This is a genomic window from Chitinophaga sp. LS1 (assembly GCF_034274695.1).
Taxonomy (GTDB): Bacteria; Bacteroidota; Bacteroidia; order Chitinophagales; family Chitinophagaceae; genus Chitinophaga.
This window is the reverse complement of record NZ_CP128362.1, coordinates 1,039,015-1,060,158: the sequence shown is the minus strand read 5'-3', so window position 1 is coordinate 1,060,158 and position 21,144 is coordinate 1,039,015. Positions and strand designations below refer to the sequence as shown.

Annotated in this window: 29 protein-coding genes; 10 read left to right on the top strand and 19 right to left on the bottom strand. The window is 42.7% G+C overall.

Going from position 1 to position 21,144, the window contains the following annotated elements:
* Nucleotides 1-36: 36 nt before the first annotated feature.
* From QQL36_RS04380 to QQL36_RS04350, 7 genes are all read right to left on the bottom strand, one after another.
* The gene (locus tag QQL36_RS04380) at nt 37-474 is read right to left on the bottom strand and encodes a hypothetical protein (RefSeq protein ID WP_321569074.1); all 438 of its coding nucleotides are present in this window, start codon (nt 472-474) and stop codon (nt 37-39) included.
* Between the two features lie 6 nt (nt 475-480).
* Nucleotides 481-948 carry a CYTH domain-containing protein gene (locus QQL36_RS04375; protein WP_321569073.1) on the bottom strand — a complete coding sequence of 156 codons (468 nt, stop codon included), beginning with the start codon at nt 946-948 and terminating at the stop codon, nt 481-483.
* Between the two features lie 2 nt (nt 949-950).
* Nucleotides 951-1,874, bottom strand: a complete 924-nt coding sequence (locus QQL36_RS04370; RefSeq protein ID WP_321569072.1) for an alpha/beta hydrolase family esterase — start codon at nt 1,872-1,874, stop codon at nt 951-953.
* A gap of 150 nt (nt 1,875-2,024) precedes the next feature.
* Nucleotides 2,025-2,540, bottom strand: coding sequence for a sigma-70 family RNA polymerase sigma factor (locus QQL36_RS04365; RefSeq protein ID WP_321569071.1), 516 nt, complete (start codon nt 2,538-2,540; stop codon nt 2,025-2,027).
* A 187-nt stretch (nt 2,541-2,727) separates the two neighbouring features.
* A complete protein-coding gene (locus tag QQL36_RS04360) occupies nt 2,728-3,312 on the bottom strand; it encodes a hypothetical protein (RefSeq protein WP_321569070.1) in 585 nt (194 codons plus the stop codon).
* Nucleotides 3,296-3,826, bottom strand: coding sequence for a GNAT family N-acetyltransferase (locus tag QQL36_RS04355; RefSeq protein ID WP_321569069.1), 531 nt, complete (start codon nt 3,824-3,826; stop codon nt 3,296-3,298). The genes QQL36_RS04360 and QQL36_RS04355 overlap by 17 nt, the downstream gene beginning before the upstream one ends.
* Nucleotides 3,827-4,196: 370 nt before the next feature.
* Nucleotides 4,197-4,781, bottom strand: a complete 585-nt coding sequence (locus QQL36_RS04350) for a Crp/Fnr family transcriptional regulator (RefSeq protein WP_321569068.1) — start codon at nt 4,779-4,781, stop codon at nt 4,197-4,199.
* An 85-nt stretch (nt 4,782-4,866) separates the two neighbouring features.
* Here QQL36_RS04350 and QQL36_RS04345 point away from each other — a divergent pair, with 85 nt between their 5' ends.
* A complete protein-coding gene (locus QQL36_RS04345) occupies nt 4,867-5,748 on the top strand; it encodes an SDR family oxidoreductase (protein WP_321569067.1) in 882 nt (293 codons plus the stop codon).
* A 208-nt stretch (nt 5,749-5,956) separates the two neighbouring features.
* Here QQL36_RS04345 and QQL36_RS04340 read toward each other — a convergent pair whose 3' ends face one another.
* Genes QQL36_RS04340 through QQL36_RS04330 form a run of 3 tightly spaced genes read right to left on the bottom strand, consistent with a single transcriptional unit; the run spans nt 5,957 to nt 7,570 of the window.
* Nucleotides 5,957-6,577, bottom strand: coding sequence for a class I SAM-dependent methyltransferase (locus tag QQL36_RS04340; protein ID WP_321569066.1), 621 nt, complete (start codon nt 6,575-6,577; stop codon nt 5,957-5,959).
* 60 nt (nt 6,578-6,637) lie between these two features.
* A complete protein-coding gene (locus QQL36_RS04335; RefSeq protein WP_321569065.1) occupies nt 6,638-7,411 on the bottom strand; it encodes a helix-turn-helix transcriptional regulator in 774 nt (257 codons plus the stop codon).
* Between the two features lie 33 nt (nt 7,412-7,444).
* Nucleotides 7,445-7,570 carry a hypothetical protein gene (locus tag QQL36_RS04330; RefSeq protein ID WP_321569064.1) on the bottom strand — a complete coding sequence of 42 codons (126 nt, stop codon included), beginning with the start codon at nt 7,568-7,570 and terminating at the stop codon, nt 7,445-7,447.
* Between QQL36_RS04330 and QQL36_RS04325 the strand changes: the two genes are divergently transcribed.
* Both QQL36_RS04325 and QQL36_RS04320 read left to right on the top strand, forming a co-directional pair.
* Entirely contained in the window at nt 7,569-7,961 is a 393-nt protein-coding gene (locus tag QQL36_RS04325) for a nuclear transport factor 2 family protein (RefSeq protein WP_083727390.1), read from the top strand. The two genes, QQL36_RS04330 and QQL36_RS04325, sit on opposite strands and share 2 nt — an antisense overlap.
* Before the next feature lie 9 nt (nt 7,962-7,970).
* A complete protein-coding gene (locus QQL36_RS04320; protein WP_321569063.1) occupies nt 7,971-8,807 on the top strand; it encodes a helix-turn-helix transcriptional regulator in 837 nt (278 codons plus the stop codon).
* A gap of 177 nt (nt 8,808-8,984) precedes the next feature.
* On the opposite strand, the gene QQL36_RS04315 is transcribed toward QQL36_RS04320, so the two are convergent.
* On the bottom strand, nt 8,985-10,148 hold the full coding sequence (locus QQL36_RS04315; protein ID WP_321569062.1) for an ATP-binding protein: 1,164 nt from the start codon (nt 10,146-10,148) through the stop codon (nt 8,985-8,987).
* Nucleotides 10,149-10,248: 100 nt separating this feature from the next.
* On the opposite strand from QQL36_RS04315, the gene QQL36_RS04310 reads away from it, so the two are divergent.
* The 3 genes from QQL36_RS04310 to QQL36_RS04300 all read left to right on the top strand — a co-directional run bounded on the left by QQL36_RS04310 (nt 10,249) and on the right by QQL36_RS04300 (nt 12,539).
* On the top strand, nt 10,249-11,130 hold the full coding sequence (locus tag QQL36_RS04310; protein ID WP_321569061.1) for an AraC family transcriptional regulator: 882 nt from the start codon (nt 10,249-10,251) through the stop codon (nt 11,128-11,130).
* Nucleotides 11,131-11,206: 76 nt separating this feature from the next.
* Nucleotides 11,207-12,082 carry an NAD(P)H-binding protein gene (locus tag QQL36_RS04305; RefSeq protein WP_321569060.1) on the top strand — a complete coding sequence of 292 codons (876 nt, stop codon included), beginning with the start codon at nt 11,207-11,209 and terminating at the stop codon, nt 12,080-12,082.
* Between the two features lie 181 nt (nt 12,083-12,263).
* On the top strand, nt 12,264-12,539 hold the full coding sequence (locus QQL36_RS04300; RefSeq protein ID WP_321569059.1) for a winged helix-turn-helix transcriptional regulator: 276 nt from the start codon (nt 12,264-12,266) through the stop codon (nt 12,537-12,539).
* Between the two features lie 33 nt (nt 12,540-12,572).
* Here the strand turns inward: QQL36_RS04300 and QQL36_RS04295 are convergent, their stop codons facing one another.
* Nucleotides 12,573-12,926, bottom strand: a complete 354-nt coding sequence (locus QQL36_RS04295; protein ID WP_083727380.1) for a winged helix-turn-helix transcriptional regulator — start codon at nt 12,924-12,926, stop codon at nt 12,573-12,575.
* Nucleotides 12,927-13,031: 105 nt separating this feature from the next.
* On the opposite strand from QQL36_RS04295, the gene QQL36_RS04290 reads away from it, so the two are divergent.
* Nucleotides 13,032-14,300, top strand: coding sequence for an MFS transporter (locus QQL36_RS04290; RefSeq protein WP_321569058.1), 1,269 nt, complete (start codon nt 13,032-13,034; stop codon nt 14,298-14,300).
* Here QQL36_RS04290 and QQL36_RS04285 read toward each other — a convergent pair.
* On the bottom strand, nt 14,297-14,755 hold the full coding sequence (locus QQL36_RS04285; protein ID WP_321569057.1) for a YcxB family protein: 459 nt from the start codon (nt 14,753-14,755) through the stop codon (nt 14,297-14,299). The two genes, QQL36_RS04290 and QQL36_RS04285, sit on opposite strands and share 4 nt — an antisense overlap.
* Before the next feature lie 30 nt (nt 14,756-14,785).
* Between QQL36_RS04285 and QQL36_RS04280 the strand changes: the two genes are divergently transcribed.
* On the top strand, nt 14,786-15,388 hold the full coding sequence (locus tag QQL36_RS04280; RefSeq protein ID WP_321569056.1) for a class I SAM-dependent methyltransferase: 603 nt from the start codon (nt 14,786-14,788) through the stop codon (nt 15,386-15,388).
* Here QQL36_RS04280 and QQL36_RS04275 read toward each other — a convergent pair.
* The 4 genes from QQL36_RS04275 to QQL36_RS04260 all read right to left on the bottom strand — a co-directional run bounded on the left by QQL36_RS04275 (nt 15,383) and on the right by QQL36_RS04260 (nt 17,502).
* Entirely contained in the window at nt 15,383-15,955 is a 573-nt protein-coding gene (locus QQL36_RS04275; protein ID WP_321569055.1) for a Crp/Fnr family transcriptional regulator, read from the bottom strand. The two genes, QQL36_RS04280 and QQL36_RS04275, sit on opposite strands and share 6 nt — an antisense overlap.
* A gap of 23 nt (nt 15,956-15,978) precedes the next feature.
* Nucleotides 15,979-16,326, bottom strand: a complete 348-nt coding sequence (locus tag QQL36_RS04270) for a nuclear transport factor 2 family protein (RefSeq protein ID WP_321569054.1) — start codon at nt 16,324-16,326, stop codon at nt 15,979-15,981.
* Nucleotides 16,327-16,411: 85 nt separating this feature from the next.
* A complete protein-coding gene (locus QQL36_RS04265) occupies nt 16,412-16,963 on the bottom strand; it encodes a hypothetical protein (protein ID WP_321569053.1) in 552 nt (183 codons plus the stop codon).
* Nucleotides 16,960-17,502, bottom strand: a complete 543-nt coding sequence (locus tag QQL36_RS04260; RefSeq protein ID WP_321569052.1) for a hypothetical protein — start codon at nt 17,500-17,502, stop codon at nt 16,960-16,962. Before QQL36_RS04260 ends, QQL36_RS04265 begins: the two co-directional genes overlap by 4 nt.
* A 101-nt stretch (nt 17,503-17,603) precedes the next feature.
* On the opposite strand from QQL36_RS04260, the gene QQL36_RS04255 reads away from it, so the two are divergent.
* Nucleotides 17,604-17,942, top strand: a complete 339-nt coding sequence (locus QQL36_RS04255; protein ID WP_321569051.1) for a S24/S26 family peptidase — start codon at nt 17,604-17,606, stop codon at nt 17,940-17,942.
* Between the two features lie 108 nt (nt 17,943-18,050).
* Here QQL36_RS04255 and QQL36_RS04250 read toward each other — a convergent pair whose 3' ends face one another.
* On the bottom strand, nt 18,051-18,809 hold the full coding sequence (locus QQL36_RS04250; protein WP_321569050.1) for an alpha/beta hydrolase: 759 nt from the start codon (nt 18,807-18,809) through the stop codon (nt 18,051-18,053).
* 689 nt (nt 18,810-19,498) lie between these two features.
* Between QQL36_RS04250 and QQL36_RS04245 the strand changes: the two genes are divergently transcribed.
* Entirely contained in the window at nt 19,499-20,458 is a 960-nt protein-coding gene (locus QQL36_RS04245) for a GlxA family transcriptional regulator (RefSeq protein WP_083727361.1), read from the top strand.
* An 87-nt stretch (nt 20,459-20,545) separates the two neighbouring features.
* Here QQL36_RS04245 and QQL36_RS04240 read toward each other — a convergent pair whose 3' ends face one another.
* Complete coding sequence (locus QQL36_RS04240) at nt 20,546-21,127, bottom strand: TIGR00730 family Rossman fold protein (RefSeq protein ID WP_321569049.1); 582 nt, start codon at nt 21,125-21,127, stop codon at nt 20,546-20,548.
* Between the last annotated feature and the right edge of the window lie 17 nt (nt 21,128-21,144).

Sequence of the window (21,144 nt, the reverse complement as noted above, 5' to 3'; positions counted from 1 at the left end):
ATGGAATTTAAGTATGAAGTGTAGCAAAAATCGGGCTTATCCAATTGCCGCCAAAATATCCTCCGCCCAATTCAAATTATCTTCACTCACTATTATAGTCCGAAAATTAAAATGATTACCCTCCATCTCCACACCTTTTGAATCGTCTATATGCAAATCAATATTAAACGCAGGTGGATATTTTGATGGCTTCGCCGGTATACGTACAAATTTATTATGCACCTGCTGATTAATCACCTTGTCCAGTTTGATACCATATAAGTAAAACATCCACCAGATCTTGCGTGGTGGCCGGTAAGATGTTGTGTATACATATACCTTATGGCCTTTGGCCTTACAGGTTTTCATCAACTCAATCGTACCAATACGCAGCCTCTCTACTTTCCAGAGTTTCTGCAAAAATGTACGCTCCAATGTATCGAATTTCTTAGTACCGGGTATCAGTGTATCATCAAGGTCAAATGAGATAATCATATTGGGTCACCAGTTTTTATAGGGATGTGTGGTCAGGTTAGAGTTGTAGTATTTCTCTTCTCCTGTTACTTCTTTCGTTACCCATGCTGGCAGATCGAATGCCTCCTCTTCACTTTGCAGTTCTATTTCTGCGACCAGTAGTCCTTCGTTGGCACCAAGAAATTCATCTACTTCCCAAACTTTATTGTGGTAAGTGATTTTATATCGGATCTTGGAGAGTTCAGAAATAGCGAAATTATCCAGCAGCTCTTTGGCTTCGGTGAGTGGAATTTCGTAATCATATTCCAGGCGGGTGGCGCCAACCGAAATCCCTTTGATAGTGAGATAACCGGTGGTATCTGTCAGTCTGACCCGGATCGTTTTTTGCGGGTCGGTGACCAGGTAGCCTTGTCTGAAATGCTCTCCCTTTGGCTTTTCAACTTGTTGCCATTGGGAGAGATTGAGAAGGAATTTTCTTTCTATTTCTTGTGCCATGGTTACAAAGATAGGGCATCTTTGAAGAAGAAATCCCAGATTACGACAGGGACATCTATGTCTTTATTGATGTGTCCTAACTTACTGATAGGAATGCGGAAATGCTTGTTTGGGATATTGTGACCACCGTCTTTTATAGTGACGAAACTTACTTTTTTGTTGTTAGCCTTGTTGTAGTAATTCGTTTGAACAGCATTGTCTCCATAGTGTATTGTTGATATCTGCGATGCATTGCTGGCAGCACGCCAGTGTTCGGCGGTGAATGGTGCACTTTCTGAGTAGCCGAAGCTTTTGCCATCGAGGGTGACTTCGCCGTCGTCGTAAGGGACAATATTGTCTTGTTGGCCGTTGATCAGGATGATGGAGACGGGTTGTTGTGTGATGTCTGCGCAAAGGTTATTTGCTGGTACTGGTAAGGTGGCGCCTATTGTGGCGAAGCCTGTGAATAGATCCGGAACAGTAGCGGCGAGTCTGAAGGCCATTTGGCCACCGTTGGAAAAGCCGATGGCGTAAACCTGGTTGATGTGGTATTGTTCTTTGAAGTAGTGAATGATTTGTTTTGTGAAAGTGATGTCATCTATGTTAAGTTGTTTGGCGGGGAATGGGGCCATTTTCCTACAATCATTCCAGTTATTCAAATAGCCTTGTGGGTAAACTATGATGGCATCCTGGGTTTTATCTGACAGGAGATCGAATTCATGGCCGGTCAGGATTTGCATCATGAAGGATTTAAGGCGGGAGCCGTGGTAGATGATGATGAGTTTGGGGTTGGGTTTTAGATGTTTAGGTACATGGTAGATGAATGTACGATCACCCAGGGTGTGAGATTTGTTGGGATGTAAGAGGTTCCATCTGTATGAATAGAGAAACAGGGCCGCGATCGCGGTAATTAATAGTAATAAAGCACCTAAGATCATTTTTTTCATGATTTTATAGGGATAGACGGGGGGGCGGGGATAAAAGACGCAGGATTTTGGGAATATTTTTTGGAGGGGGGCGTAAATTTATTTTGTTGGGGAATGGGTGGGATCCCCTGAAAGTATCTGAGGGTTAAAATGCTGATCAATGCGGATTCTTTAAATTCCTTTTGGTAGATTATAATCAGTCACATTCCCGAATTTATCCGTTCTTATAAAACAGCTACTCATCACCGTTTCTTTGATTTTTTTTCTGCCCCTTTGTACACGCGATTTCACCGTACTGAGTGGAAGATTATATTGCTCAGCATATTGCACCTGAGATATACCTGTGACTTCTATTGCTTCCATAACGTGCTTTTGCTCGTCAGGGAGGCTTTTAATGAGCAGGGAGATGCATTTGATAAGGGATTCATTTCCTTCATTCAGATTGTTTTCTGTATCGATAACAGGCGTAGCGCGATTCGTTTTTCTATAATGATCGATCACGGCATTGTAGGTGATCACCTGCAGCCAGGAGAAGATTTTGTTATGATCTTTGAGGGTATCAATAGAATCATGGGCTTTGAGAAAGATATCCTGACGAATGTCTTTCAGGATGCTTTCATCTACATTTAATTTTTGAAGATAAGCGCTGATATGATCGTATAGTGCTATTTGAATCTCGTTCGTCATGAAATAATCTTTTAAGTCACCGTGTTTGAAATTTTTCATCTCTGGCACATTGGTTAAGCCTGGGACACCTTCAATCCCGGATACGACATTTCTGGTGATGATAACGGTCCGGTTTTCAAGATTCAAAAATACAATGAGAATAGGTAATTCTTCACTTTGTTTAATGGGAAATACTGGAAACTGACCGTTAAGGCCGTAGCCAAAGACTAATTGTTTTTAAATCAGCGAGGTCATTTTTGGGGGAGGGCGTAAATGTGGATAAATGTTGTAGCAGGTGATCTCTCGTATCTTTTACACTGGTATATTCAATGAATATTACGGGGATACTGGTATGTTCTTTTAGGAAATTAAAGTATTGTTGTTGGGAATGAATGAGTGCAAGATGTTTGGTAAAGTTTCTTCTTTGTCTGTTAGCATCGTTGTCTTTTCTTTTGATTAATTCCTGTAGGTCTGTATAAAAGAGAAAATATATATCGGGAAATTGAATACGGTTTTCTTCGATGGCCCTGATATAATAGTCAGCGCTAATAGGCTCCTGAAAGGTCCAGTTATACCATAAGGGTTGGAAGATATCCCCATCTAATATGGAAGGCGTTTGTTGTTTCGCTAATTGATAGCGCTTGCATTGGTAGTCAATATATTGAAAAGGAGTTTCGTTGCTGGATCTTTTGAACAATACATTTGCTTCAGGAATAATATTGTATTCCTGTTGTAATGATTGGCATAAAGTCGTTTTGCCAATTGCACTGGGACCTTCAAAGCAGATAATCATTTTTAGGTAAGTTGTATACGAAATTATGTCGGTTTGGTTGATCAGGGTAAGCCATGTCTACTTCTGCTACTTTGAGTGCACCAAGACGGGTTACAGCTATCTGCGAACGGAAATTATATGCACCTACATGGAAGCCTACGTTATTTACAAATTGGAAGGCATAATCCAGCATGAGTTTCTTTACTGATTTATTGAAGCCGGTGCCCCAGTATTTGGTGGCGTAAAAAGTGTAGCCGATATGAATGGTGCTTTGGGCAGGATCGAATTCATAGTAACGGGTACTGCCAGCGATTTCGCCAGTGGTTTTGTCTATGATTTTGAAAGCGCCGTGGCTTTTGATGGCTGTATCAAAAAAGTCGCGGAAGACATCTTCTTTCCAACGGTCGTTTTGTGGGTGTTGGGCCCAGATTGCGGGGTCGGCAGCTACGGCGTATAAGGCGTTGTAGTCAGCTGGCTGCAATGGTGCCAATAGAATTTGATCGTTTTCTAAGGTGGGTTGGATATTGAAACTCATAGGACAAATTTAATACTTGACTGGATGATTCATGTAGTCCATTTGTAATAATGGGGGTAGTCCAGATTAGAGAATGCTTTAGTTGTGCATGACAGATATGGCTAAATTGTCTATGTGGGTAGTCCTGATTTGAGGTTGTATTAGTTGTACATGGTGGATTTGGCTAAAGGTTCTAGGCAGGTAATCCAGATTAGAGATTGTATTAGTTGTGCATGGTGGATTTGGCTAAGGTTCTAAGTAGGTAATCCAGATTAGAGATTGTATTAGTTGTGCATGACATATTTGGCTAATGGTTCCAGATAGGTCGTCCAGATTAGAGAATGTATTAGTTCTATATAGCGGATAAGGATTTCAATCTAAGTAATCCGGATTAGTGAGATTGTTTCATTTGGGCATGGCGGATTCTGCTGAGGGTTTCTCTCGATACGCCAAGGAAAGAAGCGATCAGATGAAGCGGTACTCTATTAAGTAAATCAGGAAACTTATTCACAAACTCCTGGTATTTCTCTTCGGAAGTCGCACTGATATTACTCAGGATCCTTTCGTAACTGGAATAGAGGCTTCGGCTGATGAGATCTTGCGTATAGGCTTTTAAACCCGGAATGGTTTTGACCAAATGGCTGATGTGCTCATGTGTCCATAATAAAACAACGGAATCTTCCATGGCTTCAATATTCAGCTTTGACACCGTTTGGTTCTTAAGGCTTTGGCCGTCAGTAGTCCAGCTGCCTTCGGTGGCGAATCCGAGGATATGCTCGGAACCGTCGTCCTTTATATAATATGTCTTGAGCAGGCCTTCGGCCACAAACATTTTATATTGACATATCTCTCCTTCCTGGAGCAGGAGTTGTTTTCTGCGTACTTTTCTGACTAATGTACGCGAATTGATTTCCTGTAACTCTTCAGGTGTAAAGGAATGTTGCGCAGTTAATAATGCTTCCAGACGATCAAACATACCTTGAAAGTAGTAAAATTGTGTCAAATGACCTTGTTTTGAGCACCTATTCTGTGTCAAATTTGTAGTATAAAATCAAAATTTTATGCGGGTATTTTTGACCGGCGCTACGGGCTTTATTGGCTCAGCCATTGTAAAGGAATTATTAAAGGCAGGGCATTATCCGATTGGATTGGCACGTACCGATGCCGCTGTGCAGAAACTGGAAGCTGCAGGTGTGGAGGTACATAGAGGACACCTGGAAGATCTGGAAAGTATTAAAAGTGGGGCGGCAAAGGCAGATGCTATAATACATACCGGGTTTATTCATGACTTTGCTAATTTTAAGAAATATTGTGAGCTGGACCGGCAGGTGATCGGGGCGATGGGCGAAGTTGTAAAAGGGCCTATAGTTGTGGCGTCAGGAACGGCGTTGATTGCCAGGGGAACTGTAACTACGGAGCAAGATCAACCACTGGTTAGTACAGATGTAATTCCCCGAATTGCTACAGAAGAGGCGGTTGCTGCTGTGGTGGCGCGTGGAGGAAATGCTTCTCTCGTGAGATTGACGCCTACTGTGCATGCTGCTGGTGATCAGGGATTTATTCCGATTATTATCAATGCCGCAAAGACAGGTGGTGCCGCTTTTTATATTGGTGAAGGGCAGAATAGATGGCCAGCGGTACATCGGAATGATGCGGCCAGGTTGTTTGTTCTGGCGATGGAGCAATCTACCCCGGGGGCGATATATCATGCGGTGGCGGAAGAAGGTATTACAACGAAGGAACTGGCGGGTGTGATGGCGAAGCACCTGGATATTCCTTTGAAGAGTATTCCAGCGGAAGAGGCAGGTGCGGGCATGGGACTTTTGGGGATGATGTGGTCTATGGATCAGCCAAGTTCAGGTAAGGTGACGCAGGAGAAATTGGGATGGCAGCCGAAGGAGGTGGGATTGATTGAGGATATGGAGGAGAATTATTTTAAGTAAGGTAAATATCTCCTTGTTTGATCAAGTAATAACAAAAAGGCAAATCTTTTAGGTTTGCCTTTCCTGTTTTAAATATTATGTATAAAATTAGACGCTAACTAAAGAGGAGAAAAATCAAAGTTGAAAATTAAGGGTAGTATTTAATCCTTTGTGTAAATAGTATAATAGGCAACTGTATACTATTTACACAAAGGATTAAATACTACCGCTAGACGGCCTTTTTTCTTCCTACAAATCTTATTACTGTTCCCTCTCCATTGTGATACTTCCCTTCTTCCAACCCTACCACTTCTTCTTTCAATAGTAATATTTCATAATCAGAAAAATCCTGTTTTATCTCCTCTTCCGAGAAAAGCCATGCTATTTCTGTAGGCCCTCCTACCTGTGCATTCGCTTTGTGGTTTTTACTAAATGCTTCAAAGATGATAATGCCACCGGGTTTTAAATAGGTATCTAACTGACGATGTAAAATTGATTTCTTATCAGGAAGAAAATGTGCATAAATCAAACCGATGGCATCAAATGATGCAGGCTCAAATTTGATAGTTTCGAGATCGCCTATGATGTAAGTAAGATTCGTATTTAATTCACCGGCTAGTTGCAGTGCTTTGATTTTCCCTTCCGGACTCAGGTCTGTAGAGGTTACCTGCCAACCTTTTGCCGCTGCGTATACACCATTTCGGCCTTCGCCATCTGCGGGCATGAGGAGGCTGCCTTTTTCAAGCCGATCTAACCATTCTTTGAAGAATAGATTCGGTGTTTTGCCATAGGCGAAATCAGTTTCGCGATAGCGGTTATCCCATCTTGTTTTGTATTGCTCGTTTGTCATGACACAAATTTATCACAGATGATCGCTTGCTGATAGGACAAAAATGAAATTGAATCGGATCTATTTAAAGTTTTGACGGAAGGATTCGGGGGTATGACCTGTATGTTTTTTGAAGAAACGAATAAAGTAGGAAACGTCTTCGTAGCCTAGTGCCCAGGAGATTTCATTGACAAGGTTCTTCGTGGCCAGAAGTTGGCGTTTGGCTTCGAGGATGATGTGGTCATTGATCAGGGCAGAGCATGTCTTGCCGAGGGCTGATTTGGTAATGGCGTTGAGTTGATATGAGGATAAGTGTAGCATGGCGGCGTAATCTGCTACCTGTTTATGTGTGGTGATATGAGTAGCAATGAGCGTCTGTAAGGTATGTAACTCATCATTGGCAGTGAGGGTTTTTTGTGTGCGAAGCAGATGGATGAAAAATATGTGTAGTAATGATTTTATGACATCTTCGTATTTTTCTTTGGAATGGGTAAATTCTTCAAAGATTTGCGTGCATATAGCAAGTGTGTTTTCCAGTTGATAAAAGTTTTGCTGTGCAGCAGTGTGCAATAAAGGACTGGGATCGAAGCTTTGATTAAATTGTAATAGATACCCTGTGCTGCTGGAATGTAGGTGGATGGCATGCACCTGGCCGGGGCGAAGGAGGAAGATGGAATGGTCGGTAATCGTATAATCTGTGAAGTCAATACTATGTGTACCTGCGCCTTTTTCCAGCACTAACAAATAGTAGAAATCATGACGGTGGAGCGATTGAATCATATCCTGACCGGACATATAATCGTTGATATCCCGGATGCTAAAACTTGTATTTGTTCTGATGGGGATGTGTTGCATGATGAGATAAAGATAGGAGAAATTTCCTCTATCTTAAATATTCGTAGAGAACGCCAGTTCTTTCTCTGCATCCAGTGCTTCGGGTCTGGCCGGATTGTCCATGCACTCATTCCATTTGTCCATGTACTGGTTATGGTTATCGTTGCAACTTTGCATCATGAAATTTACATTAGAAACAGCCTTACAAAAGGTACAGAAAGCAGAAGACGCCTGGAATTCAAAAGATCCTGAACGCATAAGTTTAGCTTATACCGTGGATACTGAATGGCGTAACCGGCATGAATTCATTAATGGCCGGGAAGCAGTCAAAACATTCTTGCAGCGCAAGTGGGAACGGGAACTGGATTATAAATTAAAGAAAGAATTGTGGGCGTTTATGGATAACCGCATAGCGGTACGATTTGAATATGAATGGCATGATGCACAGGGACAATGGTTCCGGAGTTATGGTAATGAGAATTGGGAGTTTGATGAGAACGGGTTGATGCAAAGACGATTTGCCAGTATAAATGATTTGGCGATTGCAGCATCGGAGCGTAAACTTTTCTAACTTTAGTGTATGTATACATTGGTCAGTTCGCGGACGGGTAATATGGCTTTCAGGGTGTCTCGCCTTGAAGAAGGGGCGTTATTGCAGGAACAGAAAGGATATAATTATTATTCTATCCTGCTGGTGACAAAGGGAAGCGGACAGCTGTATGAATATACTTTCCAGGAGAATACGTTGTTGGCGTTGGGGTTGTATCAGCCTTTTCAGGTGAAAGGGGATATTGAAGGTGTGTTGATCAATTTTCATCCTGACTTTTTTTGTATTTATCAACATGAGGAGGAAGTGGCTTGCAATGGTGTATTGTTTAATAATATCTATGCGCCACCGTTGATGCAATTGCAGGTGGATGAAATGGCGTCTTTGATGAATATTGTGAGACAGATAGAACAGGAGATGTCGCGACCGGCATTGGCACAGTATGAGGTGGTGATGGCGTTTTTGAAGATCTTCCTGATCAATGCATCCAGGATGAAGTTGGAAAGGCAGGAAGTGGTGGTGCCTGTAGGTAATGAGCCTTTTATTTTGCAATCATTGAAGGATGCAATTGAGCAATATTATAGAAGGGAACATAGTCCGGGGTATTATGCAGGGTTATTAAATATTACACCGAAGGCGTTGAATAAATTGAGCAAAACGCATTTTAACAGAACCCTTGGTCATCTGATTGCGGAGAGGATTATGACGGAGGCGAAACGGGAATTGTATATGACTGCGAAGCCGGTGAAGCGGATTGCATTTGAGTTGGGGTTTAATGATGAGTTTTATTTTAGCAGGTTTTTTAAGAATAATGCAGAGGTGTCACCATTGGTGTATCGGGAAACGCTCGTGTATGGAACGGGACAATAATATTATTGTTTATTCCATTCTAAAAGGTTGAAATCGTTGAGGAATCTACAGATTTCAACCTTTTCATTATAGCCTATGTAATAACCATAAGAGCCGTCGTCCAGGTCTTTGCTGAAAGCAACCGTCCGTAAAAGTATACAAAAATTAATTGTAAGTAGCCGCCTCCCCAGTCTTGCTTTAATGACGATTAAGTAACTCTTGCATTAACTCCTGAATTGGAATAGCAACTATATTTTCCCGCATTGTAAAGCGGTGATCACCTGCATACACTACGAAACGACGATCTGCTTTGATATCATCGCATGCAATATGAAATCCTTTTGATAATGCAGGCGATGAACTTCTTTTAATTTCTATCGCCCATTTCTCATTGCCCGAGAACTCCAGTACAAGATCTATTTCAGCACCACCCGGAGTGCCATAATAGTAAGGCAAAGCATTAGCTGGAAGTACCGAAAGTAAATTCTCAATTACAAAACCTTCCCAGCTACCACCTACGACCGGATGGCTAAGCAAATCATTGTAAGCAACAATGTTTAATAATGCATGTGTGATGCCGCTGTCACGGATGTAAATTTTGGGAGAGCGTACAAGACGTTTTCCAATATTAAAAGTCCATGGCTGCAGACGCCTTACAAGTAGTAAATCAACCATGAGGTCGAGATAACGATTGACCGTAGTAGCTGATACTTCCAGACTTCTGGCTAGTTGTGAGGAATTTACCACACCACCTTGGCTGTGTGCCAGCATTGTCCAGAAACGCTCCAGGGAGTGTGCCGGAATACGTGGTCCCAATTGAGGTATGTCTCTCTCTAAATAGGTACGAATGAAATCGCGACGCCAATCGAGACTATTTTTATCATTACTTGAAAGCAGACTTTCTGGAAATCCACCTCTTAACCAAAGTGTATTTAATGCACCAGAATATTCAAGTGCATCAATTCCATTTAGTTCAATATAAGCAATCCGACCGGCCAGAGATTCGCTGGATTGTTGTAAAAGATCAATGGAAGCAGAACCAAGGAAAAGAAAATGTCCTGATTTTTTGCCCTTGCGGCGCTCAGTATCAATAATACCTCTTAAAGAGGTAAACATTTCAGGCTTACGCTGCACCTCGTCAAGAATGATTAATTTATCGCTATTTTGTTCATGGAAAGTATTTATATCTGCAACCCTTTCCAAATCAAGCGAGTTCTCCAAATCTAGATACACTGATGGTATTCCCTCAGAAATATTTAGCGCAAGGGTCGTTTTACCAATCTGGCGTGGCCCCATCAATGCAACAGATGGAATACGCTGTAGCGTTTGCTTTATTTTATCTTCTAATCTGCGAATTATCATCCATGTAAATTTAACAAATAATATTTAAAATGAATAGAAAATTTGAATTAACTACGTATTTTGAACATTTTATGTTTAAAATGCGTAGTTAATTGTTGGTTTGAGAAAATCGTTATCATTGCAATTAATGAGCAACCACATTCCTACATATCAACTCGGCCAGCTGACTACCAACGATGCGCAGGGTGTCTTCTTCCTCGGACAAAAGCCGGAGATTCCAAAGATCGCCATCGACCAGCCCTACCGTAGTAACTTTTACAAACTGGGGGTATGTGTAAATGGGCATGCGGAAGTGAGCATCAACCTCGATACCTATCAGGTGGTGCCGGGAAACCTGGTTATTCTGGCTCCTCATGTGATCAAACAATGGAAATACATGTCGCCTGAATATGAGCTGGCAGATATCTTCTTTACAAGAGATTTTATTACCACTAATAATCATGTGAATCCTGATAAATTCAGTTTCTTCTGGGCGGGCGCTAAGGGGGTAATAGATTTACTTTCACCGCAGCCGATCATTAATTCTATCCGGTTTTTGCAACAGAAATGCCTTGAGGAGCAAACTTATAAAGATGATGTACTCCGCAACCTCATCAATAGTTTGCTATATGAAATTGCCGCCATTTATACAGCAGCTTCTACCGCAAACCTGAATAGAGGACAACTATTGGTAGCGGATTTCAAGCGATTGGTCAATACACATTCTATGAAAGAGCGGAGTCTGAAGTTTTATGCAGAGCAACTCTTTATTACCCCTAAACACCTCACAGAAACCCTGAGAGAGATCACTGGTAAAACTGCGGGTGACTGGATCTCCGAAGCCGTTACCCTGGAAGCGAAGGTTTTATTACAGAGCCCTTCCCTGAATATTTCTCAGATTTCAGACATGCTGCATTTTGCAGATCAATCTACTTTTGGTAAGTTTTTCAAAAACCAAACCGGTATGTCACCGGCTGCTTACAAGCAAGGTTCCGACTTTTAACCCAATCTTCCCATCTTTCAGCCCTTATCAGGAACCCTTTATCGATAGATCTTTGTCCTATAAAAAATAATTCACCATGCACATTGTTATCACTGGTTCTCTTGGGAACATAGGCAAGCCATTGACGCAGGATTTATTACAGCAGGGACATCGGGTTACTGTCATCAGCACGAATCCCGAAAAGCAACAGGATATAGCAGCGTTGGGTGCAAAGGCCGCTATCGGCAAACTGGAAGATGTTGATTTTCTTACAAAGACTTTGGAAAGAGCAGATGCACTGTTTGCGATGGAGCCACCTAATTTCGGTGCACCTGATCATATTGAATATTATTCCACCATTGCGCGTAGTTATGTGGCGGCTGTAAACGCTGCTGGTGTAAACCGTATTGTACATCTCAGCAGTTGGGGGGCGCATTTAGAAAATGGAACTGGTTTTATTACGGGGTCTTATCATGCAGAGCAGATTATTAATACGCTCAATGAAGTTGCTGTCACACATTTACGTCCCGGTTCATTTTTTACCAACTTGTATAGTTTTGTGGGCATGATCAAACATGCAGGATTTATTGGTGCTAATTATGGTGGTGATGATAAGGTAGTGATGGTACATCCAAGAGATATTGCCACTGTTGCGGCAGAGGAGTTAGTGAAAAAAGAAAGCGATCTGGTACGTTATGTAGCCAGTGTAGATATCACTGCCAGTGCTGCTGCAAAGGCCATCGGTGCAGCAATCGGGAAGCCTGATCTGCAATGGGTCACTTTATCAGATGAGCAGGTAACAAAGGCGCTGTTAGAACGAGGGATGCAACCCTTTCAGGTAACACCATTGGTAGAACTGGGCGCAGCGATTCACAGTGGTGCCATGAGGTCTGATTATGATCTGCATCCACCAAAGGAAATGGGACGTACAACTATTGAAGAATTTGCGAAAGAGTTTTCAGCTGCTTTTTAAAAGTAGCTGAAAACTCTTTTTAGAGGGGGCTTTGTAGATTTGTAGAAAGGAAATCTTTATGTAGACAAACCTTTGAAGAAAGCAACTATCTCAGGTAATATTTATCCGCAGTAGTATGCTGGTAAGCAGGCTACTTTAAAAGCAATTATCCGGATGGCATAAAAAAATTTATTTTTATGGTATGAAAGGATGTCCAATACAGACAATGCTCAGTTCGAACAAGGACTGCAACCAGCAACTGGGAGTCGCACACGACATCCTGGATGTGCTGAATGGCAAGTGGAAAATGGAAGTGATTCTCCAGCTTTTACAACATGAGAAGCGTCGTTTTAAAGACTTACAGACAGCTATTCCAGGTGGGGTTTCTGCCAAGGTATTTATGTACTTTTGGCCTGGTTCAGTGGTAAAGGAAATGAAGGTGGAATTTGTAGGGTCAGATGTTGACTCCGCCTATTGAATGGGTGATGAGGTCGGTGGTGATATCGATTATTTATTTGGGTGGGTATTCGATGCCTGCTTCCTGGATCAGGTCAAATCCATATTTCATAATTGTTTCGATAACGGGGATGGCTTTCATTCCTTTTTCTGTGAGGGTATATTCTACTTTGGGTGGTACACCTGCATACAGGGTGCGGGTTACGAGTGCTAGCTCTTCCAGTTCTCTCAGTTGTGTGGTAAGCATTTTGTCGGTAATGTGGGGAATATCTTTCTTTAATTCACCATAGCGTAGGGTTTTGTTTTGTAAGCGCCATAGTATCGGCATTTTCCAGGTACCGCCGATGTGTCTGAGTGCAAACTCAATAGGCGTATAATATAGTTTGCTGTCGTGAAAGAATTCAGGCATGTTGTTATTGGTTTACTTTCCTAAAAGTAAGTAGCATACTAAAAAGTATATACAATCAGGTGGGTGATTGTTTCCTGCAAATTTGCGCAAAAAATATGTAAGCGCATGAAAGGGAAATTATATCTATTAGGATTGGGGGTATTGGGGATCACTACTACGGAGTTTAGTGTGATCGGGATATTACCGCAATTAGCAGCGGCATTCAGGATAGGAACGGATAGGGCTGGGTGGTTATTGAGTGCGTTTGCATTGGTGATTGCATTGTTTGGGCCGTTTATGGTGTTGTTATTTTCGGGGTTGAATCGTAAGCATGCGATGGTGATGGTATTAGGTGTGTTTGCAGTATCCACATTTTTGTCGGCATGTACGCATAACTTTTATGTTTTGTTGTGTTTGCGGATGTTGCCGGCGTTTTTGCATCCGGTGTTTTGGTCGATTGCATTGACGATCGCGATTAAAAGTGTGCCGGAGCAAGAAGCGCCGAGGGCGGCGGGGATTGTGTTTGGTGGGTTTACGATAGCGAGTGTGTTGGGCGTACCGCTGACTGCTTACATGGCTACTTTGTTTAGCTGGAAGGCAGCGTTTTTGTTGTGTGGAGGTGTGAATGTGTTGTCGATGTTGGGTTTGTGGGTGTTGATGCCTTCTATGCCGGTGGGTGTCAGGCAATCGTATGGCGCACAACTGGCCGTGTTAAAGAGTGTGAGGATGTGGAGACAGTTTGTATTGGCTTGTTTGATGATAGCGGCGATGTATGCGACCTATGGGTATTTTTCTGTGTATTTGAAGGAAGTGACGGGAATGAATGAAATGTGGATAAGTGTGATGTTGTTGTTATTTGGTGTGGTGGGGATTGGGGGGAACTGGCTTTCCGGAAGGTTATTGAGTAGGAGTATGGAGAAGACTACCTTAGGGTTTATTCTTTTGTTAGGGGGTGTGTTGGGGTTGGTTTATTTTTTCGGAGGGAGTATTTATGCGATGGTGGGGTTGGTGTTGTTATGGGGATTTGTGCATACGGGGGGATTTTTAATATCGAATATGAATGTGATATCGTCGGCACCGGAGGCGCCGGAGTTTATAAGTAGTGTATTTACTTCCTGTGGCAATCTGGCAGTCACGATCGGTACGACGGCAGGCGGTATGGTGATTGTCCATGGAGGGGTACATGCGGTGGTTTGGGTGAGTTTGGGGTTGTTAGGCGGGGCGTTTTTGGTAGGGGTTTATTCGAACAAGCGTCGAACAAGCGTCGAACAAGCGTCGAAGAACACTCGAAGCGGATTCGAAGAACACTCGAACAGCATTCGAAGAACACTCGAACAACATTCGAACAACACTCGAAGCGGATTCGAACAACATTCGAAGAAACTGTATAATTAAGCAGCTATTTTGGATTGGATAAATACCAATTGTTCGGGAGTGAGCAGGTCTTTATCGAAAAGGGTACCATTGGTTCTTGTTGTTTTGAAGAAAAGAAGGTGCTTCATTACCTTCACATTACGGATGGCAGACCATTTTAATTCGGTTTTGAAGTCTTCGCCCTGGATAAGTATGGCTTCGTCAGTAAAGGTATATTGTAATGGGGCGTAAACGTACCTTTTTACGCCTGGTTTCTTCAAAGTGATGTATATCATCAAACTAGGGAAAATAACGCTGAAAATGATAAAATAAAACTCAAATGAAGGGATACCAGCGGTATCATTTATGATACGGGTCAGAAAGTAGAAAGCAAAGAGGTAGAGAACGAGGATCGTTGGCTTTTTATAGAATTGGGCATAGAGGAATTTTATGTAGGCTGCAGGGGATATTTTAGAAGTATGTGAAAAAGACGTCATTCAAAATATTTTTAATAAAGGTAGAGAATTATGACAGAATTCTGGGAAAAGAGTTTTAATGAAAAGCAGGAGATGTGGGGCTTTGAGCCTGCTCAATCGGCTATATTGACAAAGGAACTCTTCCTGCAGCAAGGGGTGAAAAAAGTGTTGATACCTGGGTATGGTTATGGCCGGAATGCGGAGATCTTCAGGGAGAATGGGATGGATGTGACGGGGATTGAGATCTCCCAGACTGCCATTGATATGGCGCGCAAACATTATGGAACGGCCATGACGATTTATCATGGTTCTGTTACGGAGATGCCGTTTGATAAAGAGAAATATGACGGGGTATTTTGTTATGCACTGATTCATTTACTGGATGGTAGTGAGCGGGCGAAATTGATCCGGGATTGTTATGAACAGCTGGAACCGGGTGGGTATATGGTGTTTACGGTGATTTCGAAAGCTGCGCCTACTTATGGGCAGGGTACCTGGTTGAGTGAGGATCGATATGAAATGTTTGGTGGGGTGAATATGTACTTTTATGATAGAGAGTCTATTCAGGCGGAATTTGGGAATGCGGGATTGTATGAAGTCAATGAGGTGACGGAGAACTATCCGTTTTACCTGATAAAGTGTAAGAAATCATAGTTTCTTTCCCCGGATCATACTGAGGAATGCAGGTGTAATGCCGAGATACGAAGCGATTTGTTTTTGGGTAATTCTTTGTTCGAGGCCGGGGTATAGCTGACTAAAACGGGCATATCTTTCATCGGCCGCCAGTGATAGATTGGAGGTGATACGCCTTTGATACATGCTGAAGCCGTTTTGAATTAATATACGGAAAAAGCGTTCGATCTTTGGAACGGTGAGATAGAGTTGTTCTAATTCATCATGAGTGAAGTAGAATATTTCTGAATCTTCCATTGTACTGATGCTATAGAATGCCGGTAGTTGTCCCGAAAAACTGGTGATGTCTGTGATCCACCAGTTTTCGGGACAGAATAAAATATTATGATCTTCACCTTTACTATCTGTGTGGAATAATCTGATACAGCCTTCATTGACAAAATAAAATTGTCTGCAGATGTCTCCTTCGCGCAGGAGGTAGGTATTCTTTTTTACCTGCCGGGAATGGAGTTTTGCCAGGACGAGGTCTGTTTCAGATGGATCCAGGGATATGTGTAGTGCTAAATTGGTGAGGAACCGGTTGTGCATGTAGCCTTTTAATGCAAAAGATATTAAAAAAAGCTGACAAGGCGGGTGATCTGGAATTGGTCATTGAATTCGAAATAGTCGAGGCCTTGGCGGGGGCCTTCCGGTAGGGCAACGGTCCAGTAATATCGGCCACTGTTGTGGTGGAAAACGGGCCGTTTGAGGATGTTGAATATTCTGCCGGGGACTTTGTTCCAGGAGGTTTGGGCGAGTTCGGCGAGGGCATCTACACCCTGGATGTGGGCATGGTTGGGGTCGGTGTAAATGGCGTCCGGCGCCCAGCAGGAGGTGAAGCCTGTTTTGTAGGCGTCGAGGTGGGTAGCATTCCAGGTGTTGACGTATTGCTCTATCATGGTTTCAACTGATGGTATCATGTGATGTTGATTTTGTTAGGGCAAAGGACGGGAATGCGGAGGGGGAAAATGTTTAAGTAGTTGAAGGGTTTTATGACAAAAAGGGTTATACTAACAGATCTTCTATCTGGCCATGCGCCACACTATAAGTTTGATATTCTGTAAACTCAAATGGTGGATTGATTAAAGGATCTTTTATTTCAGCTACAAGTGGTATAGGATCGCCAATATGCATAAAATATCGATAGATGATCTGGTCATGCATACCATAGCCCGTGATAATTTCGAAATCATCTGTTGGTTCAAATGATGTCTGCATATTCACCAGAATGATCGTATCATCTGTTAATTGAAAAAAATATAAGTCACCATCACCAAACTGTTCTCGCACTTTTAGATATCGGGTGGCACGGATGGGGAGTACTGTGATTCGATTTTTTTGTAAGAAACGCCTGACTTCCCGGTAGTGAAAGTTGATGAAAAACGTGAGCCACGTACCCATTGCCAGAAAGAAAATAATCCCTTGCCAGGCTTGTGTCAATATACCTATTAATATGCCTAGTAATGGCCAGATGGCTATTCTGCAATAGTTGCGGTGTCTTAGTCTGCTTTTAAAGTAGGCTTCTTCCTGTTCGTTTAGTGGCCGTTCATAAGTCATCTTTCATTCATGATTTCTTTGATGGCGTCATGCAGATGTGGGTTTTTTATCCGCTGAATCACCTGCGTTTCATATCGTTGATCTTTGCGCCTCAAAGCTATCAAATGTTGTGCGTAATATAAATGTGATTCATATCGCATGTCACCCAGATTAGAATCAATTTCATCGATGATCTCTGCCCCTAATTTGCCATCCATATAGAAGCGGGTCAGGAGGTCGAGGGCATTTGCCTGGATCCAGCCGTATTCGCCAAAGGCAATCTCTTTCAGCATAGGAACTGCCGGGGTGCCAATATGATAAATGACTTCGAAAATGGTGTACTGACAGGCGGATAACCATCCTGTGAGGCCCAGTTGTGACTGATCTACACCGTCGGGAACGGGTAAGTCCGAATGGAGGTGACTACGTAATAAAGGGAGTGTTTGAGGAGACATTGTTGCTGCGACCGCTTTTGTCTGGGCAAAAAATTTGTCGGGGGCAGTAAACATCAAACCGGTCAGGTGGGGGATCACCTGATTGATGACAAGATTGTTGCTCATAGGAATAGGTCTTTATAGGGATAAATATATAAAAAAATGTAATACTGCGCAAAAAAGCTGCGCAGGAGAGGTGGATATTTGGGTATTAAAAATTGAATAAGATGAACAAATTTGAAAGATTAAAGAGTGAATTGGCCCAAAATGGGACGGGAAAGATGAAAGCCTTTGGGAGTTCGATGTTACCGATTTTGAAGAGTGGCAGTACCTTGACGTTTGTGAGAGCGGAGGGATATCAGATTGGAGATATTGTGTTTTGTAAGGTGAAAGGGAGGTATATTGATGCGCATAAGGTGATTAAGATGGATGCCCATAAGGGGTATTTGATTGCGAATAATCATGGGTATGAGAATGGGTGGACGAGGATTGTGTATGGGAAGGTGGTGCTGGGGGAGTATCAGCACCAGGTGATTTACAGGAGTGAAGTGACGGGGGCGAAATAGCTATTGAGTTATTTACACAGAGCTATTAACTACCAGCGCGTTTCTGGAAATTTACAGGGAACCAACACCATTCCGCTATTCCAGGAATTCTCTCAGTAAAAAGCACTACTATTCCAGGAATTCTCTTAACAAACTCATCACTGCTACCGGCTGTTCTTCCGGGATATAATGCCCACAGTCCGGTATCACCACAGTCCTTCCCGCTTCTGACAACACCTCCGCTACAGCCCGCATATTTTCTCCTACTGCATACTCCCCTCCTACAGCCATTACCGGTATCTTCAATTTTCTTAGCTGCGCCTTGTTTTGTTCTGCACTTGTATTGAATGCCCTGTAATAATTAAAACCTGCTGCCAGGCGCTCCTTTCCTTTGTAGGCTTTGTAATAGACTTCATTGTCAATCGTACCTTTTACATATGATTTGTGACTGAAATACCAGTTTAAATATTCCTCTTCCTTGCCGAGGACCAATATTTCGGGAATATCAGCTACCGCATGGAAATAGAACTGCCATACCTTTCCCGCATTGCCGGGTTGGAACATCTGCAAAGGCATCAATCCGGGAATCCCTGCATCCATCACTGTCAGTGATAAACAGCTTGATTCAAATTGTAAGGCAAAGGCGACGGCTACCCAGCCACCGATATCATGGCCTACTATGTGACACTGTTGTACCTGTTCGGCATCGAGGTAATCTTTTATTAATTGAGCGATGTGCCCGGTATCATACTGTGTCGCAAAAGGACTAGTGCCTAGACCAGGCAGATCTGGTGCCAGTAGATGGTATTGTGTAGAAAGGGCAGGTATCACATGCCGCCAGATATGCGAGGTCTGCGGCCATCCATGTAGTAAAAGAATTGTATCCATGTAGCAAAAGTAGAAGGAATGATTGGGTGGCAGGAAGACAAAGAACCTGCAATTCCTGCCAAAATGGTTATTTTTGTGTTCGTAAGGGGGATTGCCGGGTGGGTAATTTTGTTTTTGTGAAGGATGCATCAGGGCAGGTAATTTTGTGTTCGTGAGGGGCATTTCCGGGTGGGTAACTTTGTTTCTGTGAAGGATGTATCTGAGCCGTTAACTTTATGTTAGTGAGGGGTATTGTCAGTGGGTATCTTTGTTTCTGTGAAGGATGTATCAGAGCAGGTAACCTTGTGTTCGTGAGAGTATTGCCGGTGGGTAACATTGTTTCTGTGAAGGATGTATCTAAGCAGGTAACTTTATGTTAGTGAGGGGTATTGTCAGTGGGTATCTTTGTTTCTGTGAAGGATGTATCAGAGCAGGTAACTTTGTGTTAGTGAGAGTATTGCCGGTTGGTAATATGGTTTCTGTGAAGGATGTATCTAAGCAGGTATCTTTGTGTTCGTGAGGGGTATAGCCGGTGGGTAACATTGTTTCAAGCAGGTAACTTTATGTTCGTGAGGTGTATTTCCGGGTGGGTAACATTGTTTCTGTGAAGGATGTCTCTAAGCCGGTAACTTTATGTTCGTAAGGCATATTTCCGAACAGCTACATTTGTTTTTTGTGAAGGATATTTCCAACCAATTACTTTTGTTTTCGTGAAGCACATTGTCTTTTTGATTACGCACAATTCCACCCTGCTGGATTTTGCCGGGCCGCTGGAAGTATTTACCAAAGCCATCGACAAGGCAGGGGCGATATACCAGACACATATTGTATCATTAGAAGCAACGAATCAGATCCGGACTTCATCGGGTATGCATATTACCTGTGAGCATAACTATGCTACATTTCATCAAGCGATCGATACTTTGATTATAGCAGGCTTGCCTAAAGACCTGCCAGCAAATATCCATCCTAAAGCGATTGAATGGATTCAGCAGCAAGCCCCCCGGATCAGAAGAATTTGTTCTGTCTGCTCTGGAGCTTTTATCCTTGCGGAAGCTGGGTTATTAAATGGTAAAAAAGCTACTACCCACTGGAGCTTGTGTGAGCGATTAGTGGCAGCTTATCCTTCAGTTAACGTGGATATTGCGCCGATTTTTGTCAAAGATGGAAATGTGTATACTTCAGCGGGGATTACTACTGGAATGGACCTCGCACTGGCATTGCTGGAAGAAGATATGGGGAAACGGTTTGCTTTGGAGATCGCCAGACAAATGGTGTTGTTTTTAAAAAGACCCGGTAACCAGGCGCAATATAGTACGGTACTTGCTGCGCAGGCAATCGATCATGCCCCTGTGCGGGAGGCGGTAGATTGGATCATGGATAATTTGCAGGTGGAAATAACTGTGGAAGAATTAGCGGAAAAAGTGTTGATGAGCCCAAGGAATTTTGCCAGGGTGTTTGTGAAGGAAATGAACATTACCCCTGTGAAGTTTATGGAAAAGATGCGTGTGGAGGCAGCGTGTCGAAGTTTGACAGCGCAACATCTGACACAGGAAGAGATTGCTGCTGCTTGCGGGTTTAAGAATGCAGAAAATATGCGCAGGGTGTTTTTGAAGGTATTTGATGTGACGCCGTCCGAATACAGGAAACGTTTTCAGACGGCGTTATAAGCGGTACACTTCATCAATACTGAAATTCAGACAGTGCTGTAAGCGGTATACTTCATCAATACTGAAATTCAGACGGCGCTATAATATTTACACCTCATCTTTATTAATCCACTTACCCACCGCAGGTGCCACATAATTCTTCATCTTATACAACAAGGTATCAATATCATCACTCACCAAAATCATATCCTGATTGATCTCTTTCAAAAACCCTTTATCCACCATAGTTTGCACCAATGTGATCATCGCATCATAATACCCGTTAGTATTCAATATGCCAATAGGTTTTCTATGCAGACCTAACTGCGCCCAGGTGAGCATCTCAAAAAACTCCTCCATGGTACCATACCCACCTGGCAGCGTTATTACCCCTTCGCACAGTTCATTCATCTTCGTCTTACGGGTATGCATACTATCCACAATTAATAATTCTGTCAAACCTGTATGCGCAATTTCTTTTGCTCTCAGAAAGTCGGGAATCACCCCCGTCACCCTACCTCCGGCTGACAGTGCACCATCTGCTACTGCGCCCATAAGGCCTACTTTTGCTCCTCCATATACCAGTCCGATATTATTTTCTCCAAGTGTTTTACCCAGCTGAAATGCTTGTTCCATAAAGATGCTATCTGAACCAGCACTGGATCCACAAAAGACAGTTATACTTTTCATTATTTTGATGGGTTTGA

What these genes read in the sequence shown, in the direction of transcription:
- QQL36_RS04285 (WP_321569057.1), bottom strand. Translation starts at nt 14,755, where the DNA reads ATGACGTCTTTTTCACATACTTCTAAAATATCCCCTGCAGCCTACATA.
- QQL36_RS04295 (WP_083727380.1), bottom strand. Translation starts at nt 12,926, where the DNA reads ATGCCTGAATTCTTTCACGACAGCAAACTATATTATACGCCTATTGAG.
- QQL36_RS04330 (WP_321569064.1), bottom strand. Translation starts at nt 7,570, where the DNA reads ATGATGCAAAGTTGCAACGATAACCATAACCAGTACATGGACAAATGG.
- QQL36_RS04335 (WP_321569065.1), bottom strand. Translation starts at nt 7,411, where the DNA reads ATGCAACACATCCCCATCAGAACAAATACAAGTTTTAGCATCCGGGAT.
- QQL36_RS04320 (WP_321569063.1), top strand. Translation starts at nt 7,971, where the DNA reads ATGTATACATTGGTCAGTTCGCGGACGGGTAATATGGCTTTCAGGGTG.
- QQL36_RS04350 (WP_321569068.1), bottom strand. Translation starts at nt 4,781, where the DNA reads ATGTTTGATCGTCTGGAAGCATTATTAACTGCGCAACATTCCTTTACA.
- QQL36_RS04280 (WP_321569056.1), top strand. Translation starts at nt 14,786, where the DNA reads ATGACAGAATTCTGGGAAAAGAGTTTTAATGAAAAGCAGGAGATGTGG.
- QQL36_RS04270 (WP_321569054.1), bottom strand. Translation starts at nt 16,326, where the DNA reads ATGATACCATCAGTTGAAACCATGATAGAGCAATACGTCAACACCTGG.
- QQL36_RS04325 (WP_083727390.1), top strand. Translation starts at nt 7,569, where the DNA reads ATGAAATTTACATTAGAAACAGCCTTACAAAAGGTACAGAAAGCAGAA.
- QQL36_RS04255 (WP_321569051.1), top strand. Translation starts at nt 17,604, where the DNA reads ATGAACAAATTTGAAAGATTAAAGAGTGAATTGGCCCAAAATGGGACG.
- QQL36_RS04380 (WP_321569074.1), bottom strand. Translation starts at nt 474, where the DNA reads ATGATTATCTCATTTGACCTTGATGATACACTGATACCCGGTACTAAG.
- QQL36_RS04370 (WP_321569072.1), bottom strand. Translation starts at nt 1,874, where the DNA reads ATGAAAAAAATGATCTTAGGTGCTTTATTACTATTAATTACCGCGATC.
- QQL36_RS04315 (WP_321569062.1), bottom strand. Translation starts at nt 10,148, where the DNA reads ATGATAATTCGCAGATTAGAAGATAAAATAAAGCAAACGCTACAGCGT.
- QQL36_RS04305 (WP_321569060.1), top strand. Translation starts at nt 11,207, where the DNA reads ATGCACATTGTTATCACTGGTTCTCTTGGGAACATAGGCAAGCCATTG.
- QQL36_RS04250 (WP_321569050.1), bottom strand. Translation starts at nt 18,809, where the DNA reads ATGGATACAATTCTTTTACTACATGGATGGCCGCAGACCTCGCATATC.
- QQL36_RS04365 (WP_321569071.1), bottom strand. Translation starts at nt 2,540, where the DNA reads ATGACGAACGAGATTCAAATAGCACTATACGATCATATCAGCGCTTAT.
- QQL36_RS04260 (WP_321569052.1), bottom strand. Translation starts at nt 17,502, where the DNA reads ATGAGCAACAATCTTGTCATCAATCAGGTGATCCCCCACCTGACCGGT.
- QQL36_RS04375 (WP_321569073.1), bottom strand. Translation starts at nt 948, where the DNA reads ATGGCACAAGAAATAGAAAGAAAATTCCTTCTCAATCTCTCCCAATGG.
- QQL36_RS04355 (WP_321569069.1), bottom strand. Translation starts at nt 3,826, where the DNA reads ATGAGTTTCAATATCCAACCCACCTTAGAAAACGATCAAATTCTATTG.
- QQL36_RS04265 (WP_321569053.1), bottom strand. Translation starts at nt 16,963, where the DNA reads ATGACTTATGAACGGCCACTAAACGAACAGGAAGAAGCCTACTTTAAA.
- QQL36_RS04290 (WP_321569058.1), top strand. Translation starts at nt 13,032, where the DNA reads ATGAAAGGGAAATTATATCTATTAGGATTGGGGGTATTGGGGATCACT.
- QQL36_RS04345 (WP_321569067.1), top strand. Translation starts at nt 4,867, where the DNA reads ATGCGGGTATTTTTGACCGGCGCTACGGGCTTTATTGGCTCAGCCATT.
- QQL36_RS04360 (WP_321569070.1), bottom strand. Translation starts at nt 3,312, where the DNA reads ATGATTATCTGCTTTGAAGGTCCCAGTGCAATTGGCAAAACGACTTTA.
- QQL36_RS04340 (WP_321569066.1), bottom strand. Translation starts at nt 6,577, where the DNA reads ATGACAAACGAGCAATACAAAACAAGATGGGATAACCGCTATCGCGAA.
- QQL36_RS04300 (WP_321569059.1), top strand. Translation starts at nt 12,264, where the DNA reads ATGAAAGGATGTCCAATACAGACAATGCTCAGTTCGAACAAGGACTGC.
- QQL36_RS04240 (WP_321569049.1), bottom strand. Translation starts at nt 21,127, where the DNA reads ATGAAAAGTATAACTGTCTTTTGTGGATCCAGTGCTGGTTCAGATAGC.
- QQL36_RS04275 (WP_321569055.1), bottom strand. Translation starts at nt 15,955, where the DNA reads ATGCACAACCGGTTCCTCACCAATTTAGCACTACACATATCCCTGGAT.